The sequence below is a fragment of the Microbacterium sp. Leaf288 genome (assembly GCF_001422925.1).
Lineage (GTDB): Bacteria > Actinomycetota > Actinomycetes > Actinomycetales > Microbacteriaceae > Microbacterium.
Genome location: NZ_LMNI01000012.1, coordinates 816369 through 837754 on the forward strand (window position 1 = coordinate 816369; position 21386 = coordinate 837754).

Sequence of the window (21386 nt, forward strand, 5' to 3'; positions counted from 1 at the left end):
CCGAACCGCCCTCAACTGCGGCGTTCCCCGCCGACCCTGCATAAGAGAGGAATGGATGCTGCGCCCCACTCCGCGCCCGCCGACACCAGCGCGAGGCCGCAGAGCGCGACCGACCCGGTATCGACCGCGGTCAGTTCTCCTCTTCCACTGTTCATGTCATCTGTAACACCGGCTTCACGGGACCTCTCTAATGTCGTTCTCATGAACGCACCGTCGATCAAAGCAGTGATCCCCGCCGCCGGCCTGGGCACGCGCTTCCTTCCCGCCACCAAGGCGATGCCGAAGGAGATGCTCCCCGTCGTCGACAAGCCCGCCATCCAGTACGTCGTCGAGGAGGCGGTGGCCGCGGGCATCGACGACGTGCTCGTCATCATCGGGCGCAACAAGAACGCCCTCGCCAACCACTTCGACCGCGTCACCGAACTCGAAGACACGCTCCACCGCAAGGGCGACCTGACCAAGCTCGAGCGCGTCATGCAGCCCAGTTCGCTCGCCGACGTGCACTTCGTCCGCCAGGGCGATCCGCGCGGCCTCGGTCACGCCGTGCTGCGCGCCCGCAAGCACGTGGGCAACGAGACGTTCGCGGTGATGCTCGGCGATGACCTCATCGATGCCCGCGACCCCCTGCTCTCGCGCATGATCGAGGTCTCGCACCGGGAGTCGGCCACCGTGGTCGCCCTCATGGAGGTCGACCCCGGCCAGATCCATCTCTACGGGTGCGCCGACGTCGAGTCGACCGGCGAGGCCGACATCGTCAGGATCAAGGCCCTGGTCGAGAAGCCGTCGGCGGCGGAGGCCCCGAGCAACCTGGCGATCATCGGCCGCTACGTGCTCAAGCCCGAGATCTTCGATGTGCTCGAGCGCACCGAACCGGGCAAGGGCGGCGAGATCCAGCTCACCGACGCGCTCGAGGTGCTCGCCGGCGACGAGCAGATCGCCGGTCCCGTGCTCGGTGTGGTGTTCGGCGGCCGCCGGTACGACACCGGCGACCGCCTCGACTACCTGAAGTCCAGCATCCAGCTGGCCCTCGACCGCGACGACCTCGGCCCCGAACTGGCGGCCTGGATCAAGGAGCTCGCGCCGACGCTCTCCTGAGCGCACACCTGAAGCGGGACGGATGCTGCGACCCGAGGCATCCGTTTCGCGCAAGCGTCACCACACCAGCAGCGCCGCCCCGATCGCGTTGAAGACGACGTGCGCGATCAAGGCCGCGGCGAGCCTTCCGGTCAGCAGCGTCAGGAACCCACAGCCCAGTCCCACGGCCACGGTCCCGAGAAGCAGCCCGACCGGCACGAACTCCCCCGCCGCGAGCACGTGCAGCCCGGTGAAGATCGCCGTCGCGACCAGCACAGCCACCACACCAGCGAGGAGTCGACCCGCTCCCGCGAGCCCATCGCCCAGCGCCCGCTGCAGCAATCCGCGGAAGAACAGCTCCTCTATAAGAGGAGTCACCAGCACGGCCCCCGCGAGAGCCACGATCGTGGCCGCCATCGCGTCCGTCGCACCACCGAGGAACCCCCCGCCGACCGAGGGCGCGACGAGCTCGACCAGTCCGCGCGCGACGAGCCCGACGCCCAGCCCGGCGACGAGGTCGATCCACGAGAACCCTCGAAGTCCCACTGCCGCGGCGAACCGGTCGCCCGAGACCCGCACGGCGACGATGACCGCCCCGAGCAGGGGCGCCGACAGCAGCACGAGGTCGACGACGCCGACCAGCACCGCCGGCCACCGCAGCAGCGCCGAATGCAGAGACGGCAGCCACAGGATCACGACCGCGACGAGCAGAGCTCCGACCGCGGCGACCGCGACGGCCACCCAGGGATGCCGCCACGCGCGCCCGTTCGATTCCTTCACCATCACACTCCCGAGGTGGCTGGAGAAAGCCGAAGACCCCGGGCGGGTGCCCGGGGTCTTCGAGGAGTCGTTGATCAGCGGCTGCCCGCAGCGCGACGGCGGGCGACCGCTGCCGCGACGGCGATGCCACCGAGGCCGATCGCGCCGACACCGAGCCAGATGATCGCGCCGGGGACCTCGCCACCGGTCGCGGGCAGCTGACCCGAGCCGCCGGTGCCACCCGAGCCGGAGCCCGCGGCGGCGACGTTGAGCGTGACCGAGCCGATGGTGGTCTCGCCGTCCGAGACGCTGACGACGTAAGTGCCGGCGGTCTGCGCGGTGAACGAGGCCGAGGCCGAGCCGTTGGAGACGGGCTTCTCGACCGAGCTGCCGCCGCTCGAGGCGACGACGATCGACGCCAGCGTGGCGCCCGTGCTGGGCGTGACCGAGAAGAAGACGGTCTCGAGGTCACCGAGTTCGGTGAAGGTGACGGTGACGGACTGCCCCACAGCCGGCGTCGTGTCACTGACGGTGCCGGGAACACCGGCGGGGTAATCGGCGGAGGCTGCCCCAGCGCCTCCGAGGACGAGCAGGCCAGCCACGGCGAGCGCGGCAGCGGTCTTCTTGAACATGGCGTAGATCTCCCGAGTTATGTGCGCGTCATCGGCGGAAATTTCGTGTCGGCAAACGTTCGCCCGAGGGGCCGACCTGTGACACGTTATCGCATTCTGAGAGTTCGATGAGAGGCTCGGAGTTTCCAGAAGGTAACAAGTTGTCGCATTTGTCCCCCCTTTGGGGGACAAAACCGAGCGATCTGCGCAGGGACCTAGGTCATTGCGCTCGCGAGAAGCGCGAGCGCGACGTACGAGGCGTTGTAGACGACGTGTACCAACACCGCGCCCCAGATGCGCCCGGTCAGCATCACGAGCAGCGCGCACACCAGCCCCAGAAGCGACAGCGAGACGACCCCGCTCACATCGGCGGCGCCCGAGATCCCGTGCATCACCACGAACAGCGCCGTCGATCCGAGCGCGGCCACCATCCCGGCCGTGAGCTTGCCGAACGGCCGGCGCAGCACCGTGTACAGCGACACCAGCACGACGGCGCGGAAGAAGAACTCCTCGACCAGCGGCGCCACGACCACCGGCCCGACCACGTCGACGACCATCGACGACAACGGGATCGACCCACCCACCTGCACGAGGCCCGGCCACTCCGCCGGGGTCCCGTCGAGCCCCTCGATCCATCCCTGCGTCGTCCGCAGCAGCGCGCCGAGCACGACCCCGTACAGCGCATCCACCGCGCGCAGCCGCAGCAGCCCGATCGGGCGCGACCGGGTGAAGGCCCACACGACGGGCAGCAGCATCCCGATCCAGACGATGGCGGTGGCGGATGCTGCGGCCCACGGCGAATCCCACACCGCGGCGACGAGCGACCCGAGCAGCACGCCGGCGCCGAGCGAGATCAGCGCGATCGCCAGCAGGCCCTCGCGCCACCGGTAGACGGTGCGCCCGCCGAGCCGCCAGTCCATGCGGGCCTCATGCGAAGACCGCCGCGACCGCCGCGGCGCGGCGTCGGCCGCGGGCGCCGGTTCTGCAGCGACCTCGGCTGAGGAGCCCGCCGGTGGCTGCAGCGACCACAGGTCGACCGTGGGTGCGGCGTCGCTAGGCTGGTCGGGCACGCGCCTACGTTACCCGCCCCGTGGAGGCCCCCTCTTGTTCGACATCCTCACGGTGTGCACGGGCAACATCTGCCGCTCGCCGCTCGCCGAGCAGCTGCTGCGCGCCCGTCTGGCCGACCTTGCGCCGCACGTCGCGAGCGCCGGCACGCGTGGCCTGGCCGCCGCCCCGATGACTCCCGAGGCCGCGCACATCGCCGAGGCGCTCGGGGTTCCGGCGTCCGAGACGGCCGAGCATCGGTCGCGGTTCCTCACCGAGCAGCACCTCGTCGCGCCCGATCTCATCCTCGCGATGACCCGCGAGCACCGCCGTGCGATCGCCGAGCTGGCGCCGTCGCGCCTGCGCTCCACGTTCACGATCCGCGAGTTCGCGCGCCTCGCCGCCGCAGTGCCCGAAGACGAGGTCAGGGCGGCGGCGGATGCTGCCTCCTCCCCCTCCGAGAAGCTCAGGGCCGCAGCATCCGTGATCGCGTCTTATCGGGGTCTCGTGCCGCCGCCGGAGGACCCGGCCGACGACGATGTGATCGACCCGTACCGGCGGCCGTGGGAGACGTACCTGCTGTCGGCGCGGCAGCTCGAACCCGCCGTGACGGCGGTCGCGGCGACGGTGCGGCTGGCCGTCGCGTAACGCTTTCCGGGCCCCGACCTGGCCCTGTGGAAGAATGCACGGAGCACACCGGCACCCCGCGAGAGGCGACATGGAGCTCACTGACTACATCCGGATCCTCCGCAAGAACTGGGTGATCATCGTGGTCGCCACCCTGGTGGGGATCGGAATCGCAGCGGCCTGGTCGCTCACCCGCACCCCCCAGTACGAGGCGCAGAGCACGGTCTTCGTGTCGACCCAGTCGGGGTCGACGATCCAGGATCTGCAGCAGGGATCGAACTTCACGCAGGCCCGCGTGCAGACCTACACCAACCTCGTCACAACCCCCATCGTGATGAACCCGGTGATCGCCGAGCTCGGGCTCGGCACCACCGCGGCCGAGCTGTCGGCCCAGATCGAGGCATCCGCCGCTCTCAACACGACCCTCATCACGATCACCGTGACCGGTCCTGACCCGGTGCAGGCTGCCGATGTCGCGAACGCGCTCGGCGCCTCGCTGACCTCGGTCGTCGAGCGGCTCGAGACGCCGAACGGCACCGACACGAGCCCTGTTCGTCTCGAGCGCGTGAAGGACGCCCTGCCGCCGCTGGAGCCGTCGAGCCCCAACGTTCCGCTCAACCTGGCGCTGGGTGCGCTGGTGGGTCTCGCGATCGGCATCGGGGTGGCGGTGCTGCGCGCGGTGCTCGACACGCGCATCCGCACGCCGCGCGACGTTGAGCAGGTCACCGACCGCCCGCTCATCGGCGCGATCGCCTTCGACCCGAAGGCCAAGGAGCGCCCGCTCATCGTGCACGCCGACCCGCTCAGCCCCCGGGCGGAGTCGTTCCGCGCGATGCGCACGAACCTGCAGTTCCTCGAGACCGACGAGGGCCGCGCGTCGTACGTCATCACCTCGAGCGTGCCGAGCGAGGGCAAGTCGACTACGACCATCAACCTCGCGATCGCCCTCGCCGACGCCGGCAAGCGCGTCGCGCTGCTCGACACCGATCTGCGCAAGCCGAAGGTCGCCGAGTACCTCGGCATCGAGGGTGGCGCCGGCCTCACCGACGTGCTGATCGGCCGCGCGCGCCTGGCCGACGTGATGCTCCCCTGGGGCAACCGCAGCCTGTACGTGCTGCCCGCCGGCAAGATCCCGCCGAACCCGAGCGAGCTGCTCGGCTCGAAGAGCATGCTCCAGCTGCTCGAGGCCCTCGAGCGCGATGTCGACATCGTGCTCTGCGACGCTCCTCCCCTTCTTCCGGTGACGGATGCTGCGATCCTCGCGAAGGCGACGAGCGGGGCGATCCTCGTGGTCAGCGCCGGCCACACCAACCGCCACCAGCTGTCGGGCGCGGTCGACGCGCTGAACACCGCCGGCGCGCACATCGCCGGTGTCGCGATGACGATGGTCCCCACGCGCGGTCCGGATTCATACGCCTACGGGTATGGGTACGGGTCGTACGGCTACGTCGAGGAGAAGCCCGCGAAGAAGGCCAAGAAGACGAAGGCCCCGAAGCCCACCCCCGCCCCGCCGAAGGCCCCGGTCGTTGGCCGCACCCCCGCACAACCGGTCGTCCAACCGGTCGTTGAGCGAGCGAAGCGAGTCGAAACGCCCCAGGTCTCGGCGGTGCGCTCGATCCCGGCAACCGACCAGCCCGGTCAGGCTCAGGCGGCCCCCGACTCCGGCCTGACGATCGACGACATCATCCGCCAGGCGGGTGGGGCGTCGACGGCGCCCGGTCGCAACGATCCCCTCCCCTGACCCCGGGCACCCGATGCAACGTCTGGGCGCCGCGAGATGGGTCGCGATCGCGGGTATCGCCGTGCTCGTGGCCGCGGTCGCGGTGCTCGTGTGGGCCGCGCTGCAGCACGCCAACCCCGAGTCGGCGGGTGGCGAGGCTCAGCCGGTGCCCACGTTCACGCTCGGCGCGGAGGCCCCTACCCCGACGCCGACGCCCACCGAGGCTCCCGTGAGCCTCGAGCAGACCCGCTTCCTCGCGATCGGGTCGGAGGTCTGGTGGCGCGCCACGGCCGGCTCGTGCACGGGCCCTGCGCCCGTCGTGGAGCGTTCGTACGACCAGGGCGAGACCTGGACCGACGTGACCCCTGCCTACATCGGCATCACCCAGGTGCAGACGCTCGAGGCCTTCTCGGCCCGCGACGCCGAGCTGGTGGCCGCGATGGCCGGTTGCGAGCCTCAGGCGCTTCGGACGTATACGCGCGGCGAGTTCTGGGACTCCTACCCCGACGTGCTCGCCGCCTCGCGCTACATCGAGCCGAGCGACCCTGGTTCGGTGCACTTCCCCTCCGGCCCCGTGCCCGCGCCCTGCCCCGCCGCCTTCGGCCTGCACGCCTTCGGCGATGTGGTCACGCTGATCTGCGACGGCCGCGCGTGGTCGTGGTCGGGCGAGGAGTGGGTGGCGCTGGCCCCTGAGAACGCGCTCGCGGTGGCTGTCGACGGTTCGGACGTCCTCGTTGCGCATCGCGCCGACGACTGCGCCGGTGTGGCGGTCGCGCGCGTGGCCGCCGGCACTCCGGATGTCGCGTCGCCGGTGGGCTGCGCGGAGGGGACGGATGCTGCGGCCCCGGTCGCGATCGCAACGCGAGGTGATGGCGTCGTGGCGTGGATCGGCGACGCGCTCGTCGGCATTCCCTGACCCCTCACCCCCGCTCCCCGCGCCCCACTCCCCGCTCCCCGCTCCCCGCTCCCCGCTCCCCGCTCCCCGCTCCCCGCTCCCCGCTCCCCACACCCGCTCCGCTCCCCGCTCGTTGAGCGAGCGAGGAACGAGCGAGTCGAAACGCTCCAGGCCTGCGAGCAACGCCGACGCCCGCATGCTCTTGACGTAAACGTCGCCGGCGAGGAACATGTCACGCATCCGGCACACTGGGGCTGCCGGACGGGGCCGTCCGGTTCGCGCTACCCGAGGCGCAGGACGAAAGCCGAGGTCGATATGCCGAGACAGCGACACCGAATGCGGGTCGCGCTGAGCGCGTGGGCACTGCCCCGCTCAGGGGGACGGGCGCGAGCCTCCTGGTGATCGCCCTCGAATAACTGCCCACACCGAGTCCGCCGCGACTTCCCGAGAGCCGCGGCGGGCTCCCTTTGTCCGGTTCCCCCGCGCCCCTCCCTGGCTCCCTCACCCGCTCGTTGAGCGAGCGAGGAACGCCGTCCCCGTCGCTCGTCGAGCGTGCGAGAAACCCCGTCCCCCTCGCTCGTTGAGCGAGCGAGGAACGAGCGAGTCGAAACGCGCCACACCCTCCCGCAAACCTCAAGATCCCCGCGGTTTCTCCTCAAGCCGCGTAATAGAACTTGGATTCACCCGAATGAGACCCCTAGGTTCATGAACGTTGCGCTTCGTCGCGACGCCGGGTACCCGAAGTTCACCGGCGGTCTTCGCGAAGTGCGGCACATCTGAGGGCAGAGCCCGTGCGCCGTGGGGGCGCGTCGGGTCTGGGGCTGCCTTCTGTAGCGATGCCTCTGGGGGGCACCGAATGAACATCGACGCTTCATCGCGCCGGAAAATGCGCCAGCATGCCCGAAACCGCCGCCGCACCCGGCGCTCGGCAGGCACCATCGCCGCCACCGTGCTGTCGGCCGGACTCGTGCTCGGCGGCCTCGCACCCGCCCTCGCGGTGCCGTCGGTCGCCCCGGCCACGTCGCTCGACACCGCCGCCGCGGCGAGCGCTCCGCAGGCCATCGCACCGCTCGCCGCGCCGGCGTCGATCCCGTCCACCGGTGCGGCCGTCACGGTCAACCTGCGCGCACTCCGTGCCGCCGCGGGCACCCAGACGACGACTTCGGCCACCGCGGGCATCCCGCTCGAGCTGCGCAACGAGACCACGGTCGACAACGGCGCGACGTACGGCAGCACCGTCGTCGCGACCTGCACGACCGACGCCGACGGCGACTGCAGCTTCGTCCTGAGCAATGTGCCCACCTCGAACGGCCAGCGCTACTGGGTCGTCCCCACCGCCGCTGCCGGCCCCGACGCGTTCCTCAGCCAGTACCTGGTCACCGGCGACAACACCGACTCGACGAGCAACGCCAATCGCTTCGCCGCGACGCCCTACGCGTTCCGCACGCCGGTGATCAACCGCTCGCAGACGCCGTACCAGGTCCCCACGACGGGCCTCAACGACATGCCGACCAACTCCCGCGTGGGCAACCCGACCCTGCCCCTGTCCCGCACCGTGTCGACCTCCAACCGCTGGGCCCACTACGGCACCGAGATCATCCCCACGATCGACAACCCGCGGTTCGCACCCACCTGCACGCCGGGCCTCAAGGTCGCACTGATCGTCGACACCTCGACCTCGATGACCTACAACAGCAACGAGGGCCTGAACGGCGCTCGCACCGCGTCCAAGGCCTTCGCGGCGGCGTTCGCCGACAAGGGCGTGTCGCTGGGCATCTTCCAGTTCGGCAGCAACGCGGCCACCGTCATGATCCCGACCGTGGTGACGAGCGCCAATCTCTCGTCGATCAACTCCACGATCAACGGCATCTCGGTGTCGGGTACGCAGTACACCAACTGGGATCGCGGCATCGAGCAGGTCGCGGGCGCCGACTACGACATCGCCGTCATGCTGACCGACGGCAACCCCACCCGCTACCGCAGCGGCTCGGGCAACGGCTCGTGGACCGACCTGCGCGGCGTCGAAGAGGCGATCCTCTCGGCCAACCTCGTCAAGGCGCAGGGCACGCAGATGATCACGTTCGGCGTCGGCGACTACCTCAACCCGAACACGCCGTACAACCTCGCCTCGGTCACCGGCCCCGTGCAGTGGACCGAGAACGGCGGCATCCCGATCGGCCAGACCGACTTCGCGATCCCGACCAGCTGGAACGTCGTCGCAACCGAGCTCGGCAACCTGGCTTCGTCGCTCACGTGCGAGGCGACGGTGCAGATCCGCAAGCAGGAGCGCGCCGGTAACGGAACACTGACGGATGCTGCGGGCTGGACGTTCACGCCCACCAAGACCGGTTCGGGCACGATGACGCCGGTAGGCGCGCAGACGACGGTGACCGGCGGTTACCTCCCGCAGCCGTGGCGGATCGCGTTCACGAACACGACGCAGACGGCGAACGTGTCGATCACCGAGACGACGAAGCCGGGCTGGTCGGTCGAGAGCGTGACGTGCACGAAGAACGGCGCCCCGATCTCGGGCATCCCGAACGCGGCGACATTCTCGCTGACCGGGCTGAAGACCGGCGACGCGGTGGTGTGCACGGTGGTCAACGGCCAGGCCGCGACGGTACAGGCGAACAAGACCTGGGTCGTCAAGGACTCGGCGGGCACCACCGTCGGCACGTACTACCAGCGCGGCAACGCGGCCGACCCGGCCGTTCCGGCAGGCCTGTCGGCGACGCCGAAGCTCGGTACGACCCCGTCGCCGAAGTGGGGCACGCCCTACACGGGCTTCACGATCGGTCAGCAGCTGGCGGTCGGTGAGACGGCGTCGATCGACGCCCAGCTGCTGCCGGGCTGCGTGCTCACGTCGCAGCAGCTGACGGCGGGCAACAGCCTGTCGACGGACCTGCCTTTCAACCTGAAGACCGGCGACTACACGGCGACGCTCGTGGGCGGTACGAACACGTTCGAGATCACCAACACCGTGACGTGTACGCAGACGCTCGACCTCGTGAAGGTCGTCGCCGCGCCCGGCACCGCGGCGACGTCGGCGTGGCTGCTCGAGGCGCAGGCGCCCTTGGGGGGCCTCGCCGGCCCGAAGGGCAACTACAGCGCGAGCGCCCCGGTCACCGCGAGCGTCTCGGCCGACAAGGCGTACACCTTGAAGGAATCGGGTGGCCCCGACACGTACATCCCGGCCTCGAACGGCTGGCAGTGCGTGCTCACCGGCACGACCACCGCCGTCGCGGTGACCAACGCCAAGGTCACGGTGCCCCTCGGCCAGAAGGTCACGTGCACCGTCACGAACACGACCGCGAAGCTCACTCTGCTGAAGCAGACCGCCGACGGCTCGGGTCTCGTGCCTGCGGACTTCACGCTCACCAGCACGCCGGCCCCCGGCTTCACCCTCGCCGCCCTGCAGACCGCGGGCGCCACCACGGCGAGCGCCGCCAACACGTTCGAGGTGCGTCCCGCGCACACGTACACGCTCGCCGAGACGAATGAGTCGGGCACCATCGCCTACCGCAACCTGGGACTGCAGAAGCTGAAGCCCGGCACCGATCCCGCCGTCGACGCCAACTGGGAGAACGTCGGCTCGGCCGACGTCCAGGTCGCGGCCGGCGAGCAGGCGACCTACCGATTCGTCAACGACAAGGTGCCGGCGGTCGTGCTGCCGCTGACCGGCGGCACCGCGTCCGACGCGTTCCTCCTCCTGGGGGGAGCCATCGTCTCGGCGGTCGTCGCCGTGGCCGCGTGGCGCTCCGCCCGCCGCATGAAGCGAGGAACCGGTTGACCCGACCATGAGCCGATAACTGAATACCCGATTCATCAAGACCGAAGCACCATTGACCAACTTTCTGGGGAAGTAGATCAAACAATGACCACGTCCATTTCGAAGCGGCTCACCGCCGCCGTCGGCGCCCTCGCTCTGGGGATCCTGGGCGCCGTCGCGGTGGCCACGCCGGCCTCCGCAACGCCCGTGACGCCCGACAACGTCGGCAACATCACCGGCGAAGCGGGCTCGCTGACCATCCACAAGTACGAGCGCGACGCCACCAGCCCGCTCGATCCCGGCACGGGTGAAGAGATCCCGGGCTTCACCGGCGTCGGCCTCGAGGGTGTGCAGTTCACTATTCAGAAGGTGAACACGCCGTCGCTGACCACTCCGGCCGGGTGGGATGCCGTCGAGGCGATCGCCGAGGCTGCTGACCCGATCGCCGCCGCGACGACCGCCGGCCTTTCGCCGCAGACCGTGGTGACCACCAACAGCACAGGCCTCGCTACCGCTGCGAGCCTGCCGTACGCGCTGTACCTGGTCACCGAAACGGCATCGCCGTCGACCGTGACCGACCCGGCTGCACCGTTCCTCGTCACGATCCCGTTCCCGACGGGCCCGGACGCCGAGAACCCGAACGAGTGGATCTACAACGTCCACGTGTACCCGAAGAACGCCGTGACGGGTCTCGAGAAGACGGTGGTCGCACCGTCCGAGGCCGAGTTGAAGTACGGCGACCTCGCGCGCTGGCAGATCACGGCCGATGTGCCGTTCCTGTCGGGTGAAGACCTCACCGAGTTCACCGTGACCGACCAGGTCGACCCCGCGCAGCTCGCGTTCGTCTCCGACGCTCAGGCCACCACGCTCGGCGTCGCGCCGACCTCGGTCGTCGCGAAGGCCGCCGGCGGCGCCGCTGTCGCCCTCGTCGCGGGCGACTACACCATCACGCCGTCGGCGTCGTCGCTCGTCGTGAACTTCACCCCGGCCGGTCTGCTCAAGCTGCAGAATCAGGCTCAGGGCGGCACGGTCGTTGTGTCGGTGCTCACGCAGGTCAAGGTGATCCCGGCCAATGGCGTCATCGAGAATGACGCGGTCAGCGTCGTGAACGACAGTGAGCTCACGGCGTCGAAGACCACGTCCGTCGGGCAGCTGAAGGTGCTCAAGTACGCCAAGACCGACAGCAACCCCGAAGTTTCGCTGAACGGCGCGAAGTTCAAGCTCTTCCTCGACGAGGCCGGCACCAAGCCGGTGACCGTCGCGGGCGCGAGCGAGTGGACCACCGCCACGAACGGTACGCTCACTATTCCGGCGCTGCGCCCGGGTTCGTACTGGCTCGTCGAGACGGCAGCTCCCGCGGGCTACCAGCTCGACGCTACCCCGACCAAGGTCGAGGTCGTCGCCGGTCAGTCCACGACGAGCACCAACTTCGTCAAGGTCGAGAACTCGCAGGTTCCGGCGTGGGCGCTGCCTCTCACCGGTGGTGACGGTGCCCTCTGGTTCGGCGTCGGCGGCGCCGCGCTCGTCGTCATGACCGTGGGTATCGCGCTCCTCGCCGCTCGTCGGCGCGCAGCCGCCACGGCCTGACGCCCAGCTGTCCGTCACACCCCCTCCCCGTGACGGACTTCCCACCGGAGGGTGGCGGGTCGCCCCGACCGCCCGCCACCCTCCGCACCACTCCCTGCAGATGAGAGCGCATGACCCTCACCGCACCTGTGTCGACGCGACCGGATCCGCCAGTGCGCGACCGGTCGCGTCGGCGTGTCCGCCGCCGCTTCCCGTGGGGCGCCGCCGCCCTCGCGCTCGGCTTCGTGCTGGGCATCGGCGTGCTGCTGTACCCGTCGGCGGCGGCGTGGCTCACGCAGTACGCGCAGTCCCAGCGCATCGACGAGTACTCGTCGACGGTGCAAGATCTGACGGCCGAGTCGCGTCATGACGCGATTCAGGATGCTGTCGCCTACAACTCTGCGCTGATCAACGGCACGTCCGTGGTCGCCGCCGGCGAGAACAAGCCCCTCGCCGAGACCGACGCCGACTCCGACTACGTCCAGCTCCTGCACGCCGACGACACCGGCCTGATGGCGCGGATCAAGATCCCATCGATCGCCCTCGATCTGCCGATCTACCACGGCACGAGCGACGAGACCCTCAAAGAGGGCGTCGGCCACCTCGAGGGCACCGCCCTCCCCATCGGCGGCGAGAGCACCCATTCCGTGCTGACCGGGCATCGCGGCCTCGCCGACGCCGAACTCTTCACCAACCTCGACAAGGTCGTCGTCGGCGACACCTTCACGATCGAGGTCTTCGGCGAGGTGCTCACCTACCAGGTGACCGACACGAAAGTCGTCGAGCCCGAGCAGACCGAGACCCTCTACCCGCAGCGCGGCGCCGACCTCGTCACCCTCGTCACCTGCACTCCCCTCGGCATCAACACCCACCGCATCCTCGTAACCGGCGAGCGCATCCTCCCCACTCCGATTCAAGACATGGATGCTGCGGGCCAACGCCCCGACATCCCCGGCTTCCCCTACTGGGCGTTGGGCCTAGCCGGCGCGATTGTGGTCGCAGGTGCGTACGTGGTCTACTCCGCCCGCCGGCATCCTCCCGCTCGTTGAGCGAGCGAAGCGAGTCGAAACGCCCCACCCCACCTCCCGCTCGTTGAGCGAGCGAAGCGAGTCGAAACGCCCCCAAGCGCGGCGCACCACCTCCCCCTTCAGCGAATCTTGAGATTCCGTGTCTCCGGACGAAACATGAACTCGGGCATGATGAGGGTTCTCTCATAATGGGAACGCCCTTTCCTCCCCCAAGGAATTCCATGCCGACCTCGTACATTCCCCCACGCCCGCCTACTGCTACTCTTCCCGTGGTGGCCGGGAAACCCACCACAAAGCGAGAAGGCACTGTGTCGTCGAATCCCCAGATCGACGCGCCAACGGAGTCGCCAGCCCATCCCCAGGCACGGGCAGCCGCTCCTTCGGCGACCCTTCCGTCCGCCCCGGATTCTTCGTCTCCGACGTCTCCCTCGGACTCGTCGGCGACGCCTCCCCCGCTCGTTGAGCGAGCGAGGAACGAGCGAGTCGAAACGCCCGCGACGCCCCCCTCGCTCGTTGAGCGAGCGAGGAACGAGCGAGTCGAAACGCCCCGGACCTTCGAGCAACACCGCCCCAACTGGCGCCGCGCGTACGCCACCCGCTTGTGGCTAAGTGATGCCTTCGTCCTCGTCTGGGCCGTCTACGGCACCCAGCTTCTGTGGTTCGGCTGGGGCAACGCCCAGGTCGCAATCCGCCAAGACTCCCGGTTCAATGAGTTCTCCTACTGGATCTTCTCGGCGGTCCTCGTCATCGCCTGGATGTGGGCGCTCTCGCTCATCGACTCCCGCGACCACCGCGTCATCGGAAACGGCCCCACCGAGTACGTGCGCATGGCCCGCGCGAGCTTCACGTTCTTTGGCGCCATCGCGATCCTCGCCTTCCTGTTCCGCGTCGACGTAGCCCGCGGCTACCTGCTCATCGCGCTCCCGCTCGGCATCTTCGTGCTGCTGCTCGAGCGCTGGCTCTGGCGTCAGTGGCTCATCGCTCAGCGCTGGGTCGGGCGATACTCTGCGAAGGTCCTGCTCGTGGGTTCGGCGGAGTCGGTCGCCGCGATCGCCCGCGAATTGCACCGCTCCCCAACCGCTGGCTACCACGTCGTAGGTGCGTGCGTGCCGTCCGGGAAGGTCGCCGACACGATTCCTGGTACTCCCGTTCCGGTGATGGGCACTGTCGACAACGTCGAGCTAGCCATCGCAGCTACAGGTGCAGACACCGTCGCAGTGACGAGCACCGACGACCTGCCGACGATGAAGGTCAAGCAGATCTCCTGGGCGCTCGAGGCCGGCCGGCAACACCTGGTGCTGGCCCCGAGCATCGCCGATATCGCCGGCCCTCGTATCCACACGCGCCCGGTCGCCGGCCTGCCGCTAATCCACGTCGAGACCCCGAAGTTCAGCCGCGGTCAGCGCATCGCCAAGCGCACGATGGACCTCCTGATCTCGGTCGTAGGCCTGGTCCTGATCAGCCCGGTCCTCGCGTTCCTTGCCATCAGCGTTCGGCTGACCTCGGAGGGTCCGGTCCTCTTCCGTCAGAAGCGGATCGGCCTGAAGGGCCGCGAGTTCGAGATGCTCAAGTTCCGCTCGATGGTCGTGAACGCCGAGGAGCTCCTGTCAGGTCTCCGTGCGAAGCAGAACTCCGGTAACGAGGTTCTGTTCAAGATGGCAGACGATCCTCGCGTCACCCCGATCGGCAAGATCATGCGCAAGTACAGCCTCGACGAGCTGCCCCAGCTCTTCAATGTCCTTGCAGGCAACATGTCGCTTGTCGGCCCGCGCCCTCCTCTGGCGAGTGAAGTCGAGCTGTACGACACCCACGTCCACCGCCGCTTCCTCATGAAGCCCGGCATCACCGGCGCCTGGCAGGTCGGGGGTCGTTCATCCTTGTCGTGGGAGGACTCGGTACGGCTCGATCTCGCCTATGTCGAGAACTGGTCGTTGATCGGGGACTTCGTCATCCTCGTTAAGACCGCTCGCGCCGCCTTGAATCCAGGAAACTCCGCCCACTAAACCCAGTCGTCGAAGCACCGCGGTACAGATGAGGACCATGACCAACATTCCCCGAGTGACACTTGTTACCGTTACGCACAACAGCGGGCCAGCGCTGCGTGAGTTCTGGCAACCCATCCCTGACGAGAGCATCGAATGGGTCGTGGTCGACAACGCTTCGACCGATGATTCCGTGCTTGTTGCAAGACAGCTCGGTGCGCGAGTGATCGAACTCTCGAAGAACGTGGGCTTTGGTGCCGCATGCAATATCGGATTGGACCATTCTCGAAGCGACGTCGTCGCCTTCGTGAACCCAGATGTGACTGTGATCTACGATGACATTCCCGCGCTTTGCGAAGCCGCGATGGAGTCGAATCACCTAGTCGCTCCCCAGCTCGTGAATGCTGACGGTTCACTTCAACCCAACGGCCGAGGTGTGCCGTCCCTTCCCAACAAGGTTCTAAACCGGTTGCGCCCTTCGCTGGCATCCAAGCGCGGCTTTAGAGTGCTCACGGTCGAAAAGGAACATAGAGCCGTTGTCTGGCTAACAGGAGCAGTAGTCTTCGCCAAGAAGGAGCTCCTGCGCCGGTTAGAAGGGTTCGACGAGTCATTCTTCGTTTACTACGAGGATGTCGATCTCTGCCTTCGCGCGCGCAAGCTCGGTATCGGTTCGACCGTCGTCGGAAGCTGCCGCTGGCTACATGGATGGGCACGCGCTGCGTCCGGGTTCAACGCGCGCGCCTGGAAGCTGGAGTTTGGAAGCGCCCTGACGTTCTATAGGAAGTATCCAGAGTTGCTCTTTGCATCGGAAGCCCCGGAGCTCGGATGACGCATACAGCAACGATTTCCCTCGTCATCACCGTGCTGAATGAGGAGCGGAGCATAGGCGCCTGGCTTGAAACCTTAGGCAAGCAGTCCAGATTGCCCGACGAGTTGATCGTCTGCGATGGCGGGTCGTCAGATCGAACAGTAGCCATCCTCGAAGAGTGGGCCCAAGATGCCCCGTTCCGCGTCACCATCGTCGTTTCCCCCGGCGCGAACATCAGCGAGGGGCGAAATCGCGCGATCGCGGCTGCATCGGGAGAATGGCTTGCCGTTACGGACGCCGGAACAACACTGGATGAGTCATGGCTGAGTCAGCTTGCGCAGCGACGCGGTCACGCTGATGTGGTCTCGGGCTTTTTCTATCCGATCGGTGACAAGTTGTTCGAGCGTTTGCTCGCCACTCTGATCACTTTTCGTGTCGAAGAGATTGACCCGCAGAAGTTCCTTCCGTCTAGCCGGTCACTGCTCATTCGTAAGTCGGTATGGGCCAAGGTCGATGGATATCCCGAATGGTTGGACTACTGCGAGGATCTGGTGTTTGACCTCGAAGTTCGCGAGTCAGGCGCAAGGTTCGTGTTCGCCCCGGATGCTCTGGTCTCTTGGTCGGCACGTTCGTCCTTGCGAGCATTTGCGAAGCAGTATTTCCGCTACGGGCGCGGAGATGGCAAGGCGAATCTCTGGGCCAAACGTCATGTTGCGCGCTACGGCGTCTATGGGGCCGGCGTGGTTATGATGGTCACTTCGCCCTTCGGCTGGCTCTCCACCCTCGCGCTACTCGCCGGCGGGTACCTGGTCTATTCCGGAAGATACACGCGTCGGGTTGTCCGCTCCGAGAGGCTCCCGATTAGCGAAAAGGTACTCGGGGTCGCGATTGCTCCGCTAATTATGGCAGTAGGCGACGTGGCGAAGATGATCGGCTACCCGATCGGGCTTGCGTGGCGCAGCGGCAAGCGTCGAGAGGGACTGGCGCTGTGAGTAGCACCTGCGCGGTGATCGTCCACCATAGGAATTTCCCCGATGTACTGAACACCGTTCAGCAGGTGCTCTCCCAGGGTGTGGCCCCGGAGAACGTAATCCTTGTCGACAACTCGGAAGATCACGAAGTTCGCGCGGCTCTTGAACAGTTCACTCCGCAGGGAGTAGCGGTTTCTTTCGTCGGCAACGACGGCTACGGCGCTGCCGCGAACTTCGGGATCGAATGGGTGGTCACCAACCGGCCCAACTCGGAGTATGTGCTAGTGTCTTCCCACGAAGCCGTGGCTCTCCCCCATGCGGTGTCAAATATGACACAGTACCTCGATCTGAATCCTGATTGCGGTGTGGTAGGGCCTGTGCTCCTGATTCGTGGTTCCCGCGCCATCTGGTCCAGCGGTGGACAACTGACGAAGTTCGGGCGGCGCCCCGTCCATCGGATGCAGGAGCTCGACCGCCCGACATCGTGCTCGTGGGTGGACGGCGCCTTCGCGATCTACCGATTGTCCGCGTTAACCACCGATCGCTTCGACGCCCAGTTCTTCATGTATTACGAGGAGACTGATCTCCACATGAGGTTGGGCAAGAAGGGCTGGAAAGTCGCGGTTATCCCGGAGGCTGTTGTCGAACAGGACACGAACGGCGCCCCGCCCTACTATGTCGGACGAAACTCATACCTCTTCCTTCGCCGCCATGCGGGTCTCCTGCCTGCTTGGCTCACGTCGGTCCGCGAGGCGACGCGGTTTTGCCTAGCAAGCGGAAGCGTGCGGGAACGTCGGGTACGACTGCGCGATTACGTCACTGGACTTCGAGATGCCATCGCAGCAAGACCGACCTGAGATACAAACGCAAGAACAGTCGGGGCACAGCGGCCGCTTCACTTCGCTACTGTTTGCCGCCCTTGCGTGCACGATCTTTTACCCCGCGCTGATTGCACCATTCGTTAGTCCCCGTCTGGTAACGATCGTCATCGCAATTCTCCTAATAGCATCCACGATTCATGGGCCGTCAGTTGGCCCAAGACGGATCCTCGCAGTACTAGTCATCGCAGGGTATGCCGCAATCGTTGTCGCCACGGGTACAGAATTGGCTGCCGCGGCGCGCGATCCGCTAATCGCTACCAACGTGCAGCGGTTAGTTGCGTCGATGCCGATCTTGCTGATCGCTGGATACCGCATCCAGCGCGCGTCCATGGGGCCAACAGCGTTTCGCTGGTTCGTGTATGTCGCCGTACCAACGGCCGCGCTGGCCTGCCTCGAGGGCGCGACGCAGATTTCCCTTTTTGGCCGCAATGACGTCCTCCGCGCTCTCGCGCGGGACGGCGTAACCAGAGCCGTCTTGGCGTCAGATCAAGCGCTCGTTCTTGGATGCCTACTCGCATGCGCGATACCCATGTCCTTGGTGCTCTCCGCCAGAGCGCGAATGTTCTCGATACTTCTCCTGCTCGCAGGGATCTATGCCACAGGGAGCCGCGGACCACTAGTCATTGGCGCAATGCTCGCGGCTGTAGTCTTGGTTCCTCCTCTCGCGCGTGCTGTGGGTCGATCCCGTTGGCTGACTACGATTGCGATCGTCGCAGTCGCAGTCGTGGCCTACCTATCCATCACCACGTGGAGCGCAGAGGTTCTGGGCGCGAGCGGCGAGGAGTACAGCGCCAACTACCGGTGGGCGCTATACGCGACATTGCCCGGTCTCCTATCGTCGGTGCCGTTCGGGTATGGCTTGGGAACGCTTCCTGCGGGAGTATGGCTAGTCGCGTCGCAGGCCTTCGGCATACGCGACCTGGTGCAGACGTTGGACTCAGAGTTGGTCTACTCAGCCTTCACTTTCGGCTGCGCTGGCATCGCGGTTGTCATTGCCGCATTCCTAATTGCTGTTCGCACGGTACGTTTCGACCTCCCCATTGGTCTGACGGCAACAGCACTCTCACTACTTGGATTCTCAATTGCGCTACATGCGTGGGATTCGCTGGGGGGCCTTTGGATTCTGATTACGGGCATGGCGATGAGTGTGAACGTAGGCCGGAAGAACCCAGCGAGCACTAAAGGTCGTAGAGTTGGAGGGAACGTCGAGTGAGCACCGCCGCAAAGAAGGTGCTCAGAGTCTGGCACGAAACTCGCACATCGCATTTCGAGCTTCTGAAGCGCCTTACCCCGTCAACGCTCTTCTATGCCAGCGAGAACTATAGCTTTGATATTCGTGAGGCAACCGGGCTTGATGTTCGAAAGCGTGGAATCTTCGCAACCACTTGGGCTGTGCTGACCGGGACCCACCAGTATGTGGAGTTCAATGAGCCGACCATGTTGAAACTCTGGCCCAGGTTGCTTATCTACACCTCAGCTCATCGGGCGCGCCGCGCGTTCGATAGGAAAGGCAGTCCGTCGGCAATCCTGTATGCGATTGACAACCTACCTCCGGATGCCGCTATTGCGGATACTTTTCGACTACCTCGACGATTCGCCGCGTTTCTCGTTCGCCCGTTCTTTCGCTATATGTTCGCGTCCTTTGACAGGGTAAGCTTTGGCTCCGCGGGAGCCGCCGCCGCTTACGCCTCACTCCTACGAACGACGAAAACGACGCCCGAAATCAGCGTGATTCCCCAACTTCCTTCACCATGCTCGTGCCCCGACGCGATTGCTGCCCCCCGGAGTGTGCTCTTCGTGGGAGCACTCGAGCATCGCAAGGGAATTGTCGAACTGATGAAGGCTTGGGAGTTGATGGACGACGATACACGGCTGACCATCGTCGGGATCGGCCCACTCACAAGCCGCGTGCAGGCGTGGGCAAACGCCAAGCCAAACGTCCGCATACTGATAGACCCGCCGCGAGACCAAGTTCACCAGGAGTACCGGCGTGCCGAAGTCGTGGTACTCCTGTCCAAGCGAGTTCCCCGATGGAGAGAGCAAGTCGGGCTACCCATTGTCGAGGGGCTTAGCCATGGCTGCGTCGTTGTCACGACCTCCGAGACCGGCATCGCGGACTGGCTCCAGGCCGAAGGACACTTCTTGGTTGATGCGGCCAACCCAGCGCACGTTGTGGATGCGGTCAACTCAGCTCTCCAGTGCGGTCCCGCGCGGATCGAGGTGCTCGGGTCGCTTCCGACGGAACACACACGGGTGACATCAGATCGCTGGCTAACCAGGTGAGGCATATCCGACGATTTGGAGGCTCGAGCTTGCTCGCTGGGGCAACGCAAGGCCTAGCACTCTTTCAACTGCTTCTTCTCTTCTTAGGCGAGGGGCCGGGTCCCGCATCCGATGCGTACTTTTACATCGTTGCCTGGATACAAGTCCCGTGGCAGATCGTCCTCCTAGGAGTCGTGTACCCAACCTGGGTCCGGGGCGCACACGTTCCGAACGAGCGAGCGTGGTTGGCTGTGGTGCCCTTGCTCTCGGCGGCGGCAGGGGTCATCGCCTCCTATCTCTTTGCTCGGCTCTCGGAGCCATACCCCGAACTGTGGCTGCATTGTGTGCTGATGTCGTCGCTGGGGCTTATATCCGGCGCGCTATGGGCCGTTGTGCTCCGTCTCGCTGCAGAAAATGATCCCTTGTGGTTTGCGGCTGTCACGCTTCCGGCAAACTTTGCCGCCTGCGTAGCGCTCGTAATCTGTCAGGCGCTTCCGCTACCAGGGCGGGTGACGGCTCTCCTTGGGGCACAGGTCCTGGGATCGGCCGTTTACCTTGTGATCGTCGCGTTGAGGATGCACCGGATCCGGTCCCGGACGGTATCCGCGCCTCGCCACACCGAATCGAGCGCCCACAGGTGGTTCCTGGCCCAATCAGCAACCGCGTACGGATCGAATCTCTTCATCCAGACGCAAACCGCCACGCTTCCTGCGAATGCACTCTCCTCGCTCGGCATCGTCTCCAGGATCGTGGCCGGCATCACAGCAGTTGTAACCAACGCCATTCTTCCGCGCCTAGTGCATCGCGACACGCTCTCGGCTGACCCAACATATCGCTTCGTTCTTTTCGTAAATGTAGGGGCATGGGCCACCCTCCCACTCGCCCTCGCGGCCATCGTCGCAGCCAACCTCCAGGATTCGATCGCCGGCTACGCGCTTCTCGTGATTCCATGGGCCGTGGCCGCGAATTTGAATGCATCGATGAAGAGGGTGGCGGCGCGTTTTCTGCCGGGCCGAGTGGCAATGTTCTCAATAATTCCGGCAGTGCTTATACCGGCCGCACTATCTATAGCGAACGCGCTGGGGTTGCTGAATCTTATCGTCGTGATCGGCGCCCTGATACTGATGGACCTAGTGCCGGGAGTCATTCTTTCGGTCGTGCAGCGCCGCTTCGGGATAGCGATCTCGGCCACTCTGTGCGCAATCGTTTCACTCTTACTAGCTCAGGCAATCCTCTCCCCGACTCCGACATTTTGACCTGGAAAAGGCTTGGGAAATGAAATCAAGGCTCATTTATCATCTGCGCGGCCTGCGACGAACCAGTCGCTCAGCGCTACGGGATGCAGTGTTTCGATTGATGCAGAGAGGCCTCATGCCGCCATCGTTG

General features: G+C 66.3%; 17 protein-coding genes. 14 read left to right on the plus strand and 3 right to left on the minus strand.

Annotation, left to right across the window (positions count from 1 at the left end):
- Positions 1-201: 201 nt before the first annotated feature.
- Complete coding sequence (galU, locus tag ASF40_RS17200; protein WP_056371206.1) at positions 202-1095, plus strand: UTP--glucose-1-phosphate uridylyltransferase GalU; 894 nt, start codon at positions 202-204, stop codon at positions 1093-1095.
- Positions 1096-1152: 57 nt separating this feature from the next.
- On the opposite strand, the gene ASF40_RS17205 is transcribed toward galU, so the two are convergent.
- The 3 genes from ASF40_RS17205 to ASF40_RS17215 all read right to left on the minus strand — a co-directional run bounded on the left by ASF40_RS17205 (position 1153) and on the right by ASF40_RS17215 (position 3514).
- A complete protein-coding gene (locus tag ASF40_RS17205; protein WP_157549740.1) occupies positions 1153-1857 on the minus strand; it encodes a CPBP family intramembrane glutamic endopeptidase in 705 nt (234 codons plus the stop codon).
- Positions 1858-1928: 71 nt separating this feature from the next.
- The gene (locus tag ASF40_RS17210; RefSeq protein ID WP_056371211.1) at positions 1929-2465 is read right to left on the minus strand and encodes an LPXTG cell wall anchor domain-containing protein; all 537 of its coding nucleotides are present in this window, start codon (positions 2463-2465) and stop codon (positions 1929-1931) included.
- Positions 2466-2659: 194 nt separating this feature from the next.
- Positions 2660-3514, minus strand: coding sequence for a CPBP family intramembrane glutamic endopeptidase (locus tag ASF40_RS17215; RefSeq protein WP_200919515.1), 855 nt, complete (start codon positions 3512-3514; stop codon positions 2660-2662).
- Between the two features lie 34 nt (positions 3515-3548).
- On the opposite strand from ASF40_RS17215, the gene ASF40_RS17220 reads away from it, so the two are divergent.
- The 13 genes from ASF40_RS17220 to ASF40_RS21180 all read left to right on the plus strand — a co-directional run bounded on the left by ASF40_RS17220 (position 3549) and on the right by ASF40_RS21180 (position 21256).
- Positions 3549-4139 (plus strand): arsenate reductase/protein-tyrosine-phosphatase family protein, encoded by a 591-nt coding sequence (locus ASF40_RS17220; RefSeq protein ID WP_056371215.1) that lies wholly within the window; start codon positions 3549-3551, stop codon positions 4137-4139.
- A 70-nt stretch (positions 4140-4209) separates the two neighbouring features.
- Positions 4210-5859 carry a polysaccharide biosynthesis tyrosine autokinase gene (locus tag ASF40_RS17225; protein ID WP_056371216.1) on the plus strand — a complete coding sequence of 550 codons (1650 nt, stop codon included), beginning with the start codon at positions 4210-4212 and terminating at the stop codon, positions 5857-5859.
- A 13-nt stretch (positions 5860-5872) separates the two neighbouring features.
- On the plus strand, positions 5873-6754 hold the full coding sequence (locus ASF40_RS17230; protein WP_056371218.1) for a hypothetical protein: 882 nt from the start codon (positions 5873-5875) through the stop codon (positions 6752-6754).
- 865 nt (positions 6755-7619) lie between these two features.
- Positions 7620-10523 carry a prealbumin-like fold domain-containing protein gene (locus ASF40_RS17235; RefSeq protein WP_056371220.1) on the plus strand — a complete coding sequence of 968 codons (2904 nt, stop codon included), beginning with the start codon at positions 7620-7622 and terminating at the stop codon, positions 10521-10523.
- An 84-nt stretch (positions 10524-10607) separates the two neighbouring features.
- A complete protein-coding gene (locus tag ASF40_RS17240) occupies positions 10608-12089 on the plus strand; it encodes a SpaH/EbpB family LPXTG-anchored major pilin (RefSeq protein ID WP_056371222.1) in 1482 nt (493 codons plus the stop codon).
- 110 nt (positions 12090-12199) lie between these two features.
- A complete protein-coding gene (locus ASF40_RS17245) occupies positions 12200-13117 on the plus strand; it encodes a class C sortase (RefSeq protein ID WP_082497136.1) in 918 nt (305 codons plus the stop codon).
- Between the two features lie 251 nt (positions 13118-13368).
- Entirely contained in the window at positions 13369-15099 is a 1731-nt protein-coding gene (locus ASF40_RS17250) for a sugar transferase (RefSeq protein ID WP_235560271.1), read from the plus strand.
- Positions 15100-15136: 37 nt separating this feature from the next.
- On the plus strand, positions 15137-15907 hold the full coding sequence (locus ASF40_RS20925) for a glycosyltransferase family 2 protein (protein ID WP_162239871.1): 771 nt from the start codon (positions 15137-15139) through the stop codon (positions 15905-15907).
- On the plus strand, positions 15904-16878 hold the full coding sequence (locus tag ASF40_RS20930; protein WP_082497139.1) for a glycosyltransferase: 975 nt from the start codon (positions 15904-15906) through the stop codon (positions 16876-16878). The genes ASF40_RS20925 and ASF40_RS20930 overlap by 4 nt, the downstream gene beginning before the upstream one ends.
- A 14-nt stretch (positions 16879-16892) precedes the next feature.
- Complete coding sequence (locus ASF40_RS20935; protein ID WP_162239872.1) at positions 16893-17714, plus strand: glycosyltransferase family 2 protein; 822 nt, start codon at positions 16893-16895, stop codon at positions 17712-17714.
- A gap of 307 nt (positions 17715-18021) precedes the next feature.
- A complete protein-coding gene (locus ASF40_RS21175; RefSeq protein WP_157549742.1) occupies positions 18022-18951 on the plus strand; it encodes a hypothetical protein in 930 nt (309 codons plus the stop codon).
- Complete coding sequence (locus ASF40_RS20940; RefSeq protein WP_157549744.1) at positions 18948-20021, plus strand: glycosyltransferase family 4 protein; 1074 nt, start codon at positions 18948-18950, stop codon at positions 20019-20021. The genes ASF40_RS21175 and ASF40_RS20940 overlap by 4 nt, the downstream gene beginning before the upstream one ends.
- A 29-nt stretch (positions 20022-20050) precedes the next feature.
- Positions 20051-21256, plus strand: coding sequence for a hypothetical protein (locus tag ASF40_RS21180; RefSeq protein WP_157549746.1), 1206 nt, complete (start codon positions 20051-20053; stop codon positions 21254-21256).
- Positions 21257-21386: the final 130 nt, after the last annotated feature.

Bases quoted from the DNA above. Each gene is read 5' to 3' on its own strand.
- ASF40_RS20925 (WP_162239871.1), top strand. From the start codon at position 15,137: ATGACCAACATTCCCCGAGTGACACTTGTTACCGTTACGCACAACAGC.
- ASF40_RS17245 (WP_082497136.1), top strand. From the start codon at position 12,200: ATGACCCTCACCGCACCTGTGTCGACGCGACCGGATCCGCCAGTGCGC.
- ASF40_RS17240 (WP_056371222.1), top strand. From the start codon at position 10,608: ATGACCACGTCCATTTCGAAGCGGCTCACCGCCGCCGTCGGCGCCCTC.
- ASF40_RS17225 (WP_056371216.1), top strand. From the start codon at position 4,210: ATGGAGCTCACTGACTACATCCGGATCCTCCGCAAGAACTGGGTGATC.
- galU (WP_056371206.1), top strand. From the start codon at position 202: ATGAACGCACCGTCGATCAAAGCAGTGATCCCCGCCGCCGGCCTGGGC.
- ASF40_RS17205 (WP_157549740.1), bottom strand. From the start codon at position 1,857: ATGGTGAAGGAATCGAACGGGCGCGCGTGGCGGCATCCCTGGGTGGCC.
- ASF40_RS17235 (WP_056371220.1), top strand. From the start codon at position 7,620: ATGCGCCAGCATGCCCGAAACCGCCGCCGCACCCGGCGCTCGGCAGGC.
- ASF40_RS17210 (WP_056371211.1), bottom strand. From the start codon at position 2,465: ATGTTCAAGAAGACCGCTGCCGCGCTCGCCGTGGCTGGCCTGCTCGTC.
- ASF40_RS21175 (WP_157549742.1), top strand. From the start codon at position 18,022: ATGCCGATCTTGCTGATCGCTGGATACCGCATCCAGCGCGCGTCCATG.
- ASF40_RS20930 (WP_082497139.1), top strand. From the start codon at position 15,904: ATGACGCATACAGCAACGATTTCCCTCGTCATCACCGTGCTGAATGAG.
- ASF40_RS17230 (WP_056371218.1), top strand. From the start codon at position 5,873: ATGCAACGTCTGGGCGCCGCGAGATGGGTCGCGATCGCGGGTATCGCC.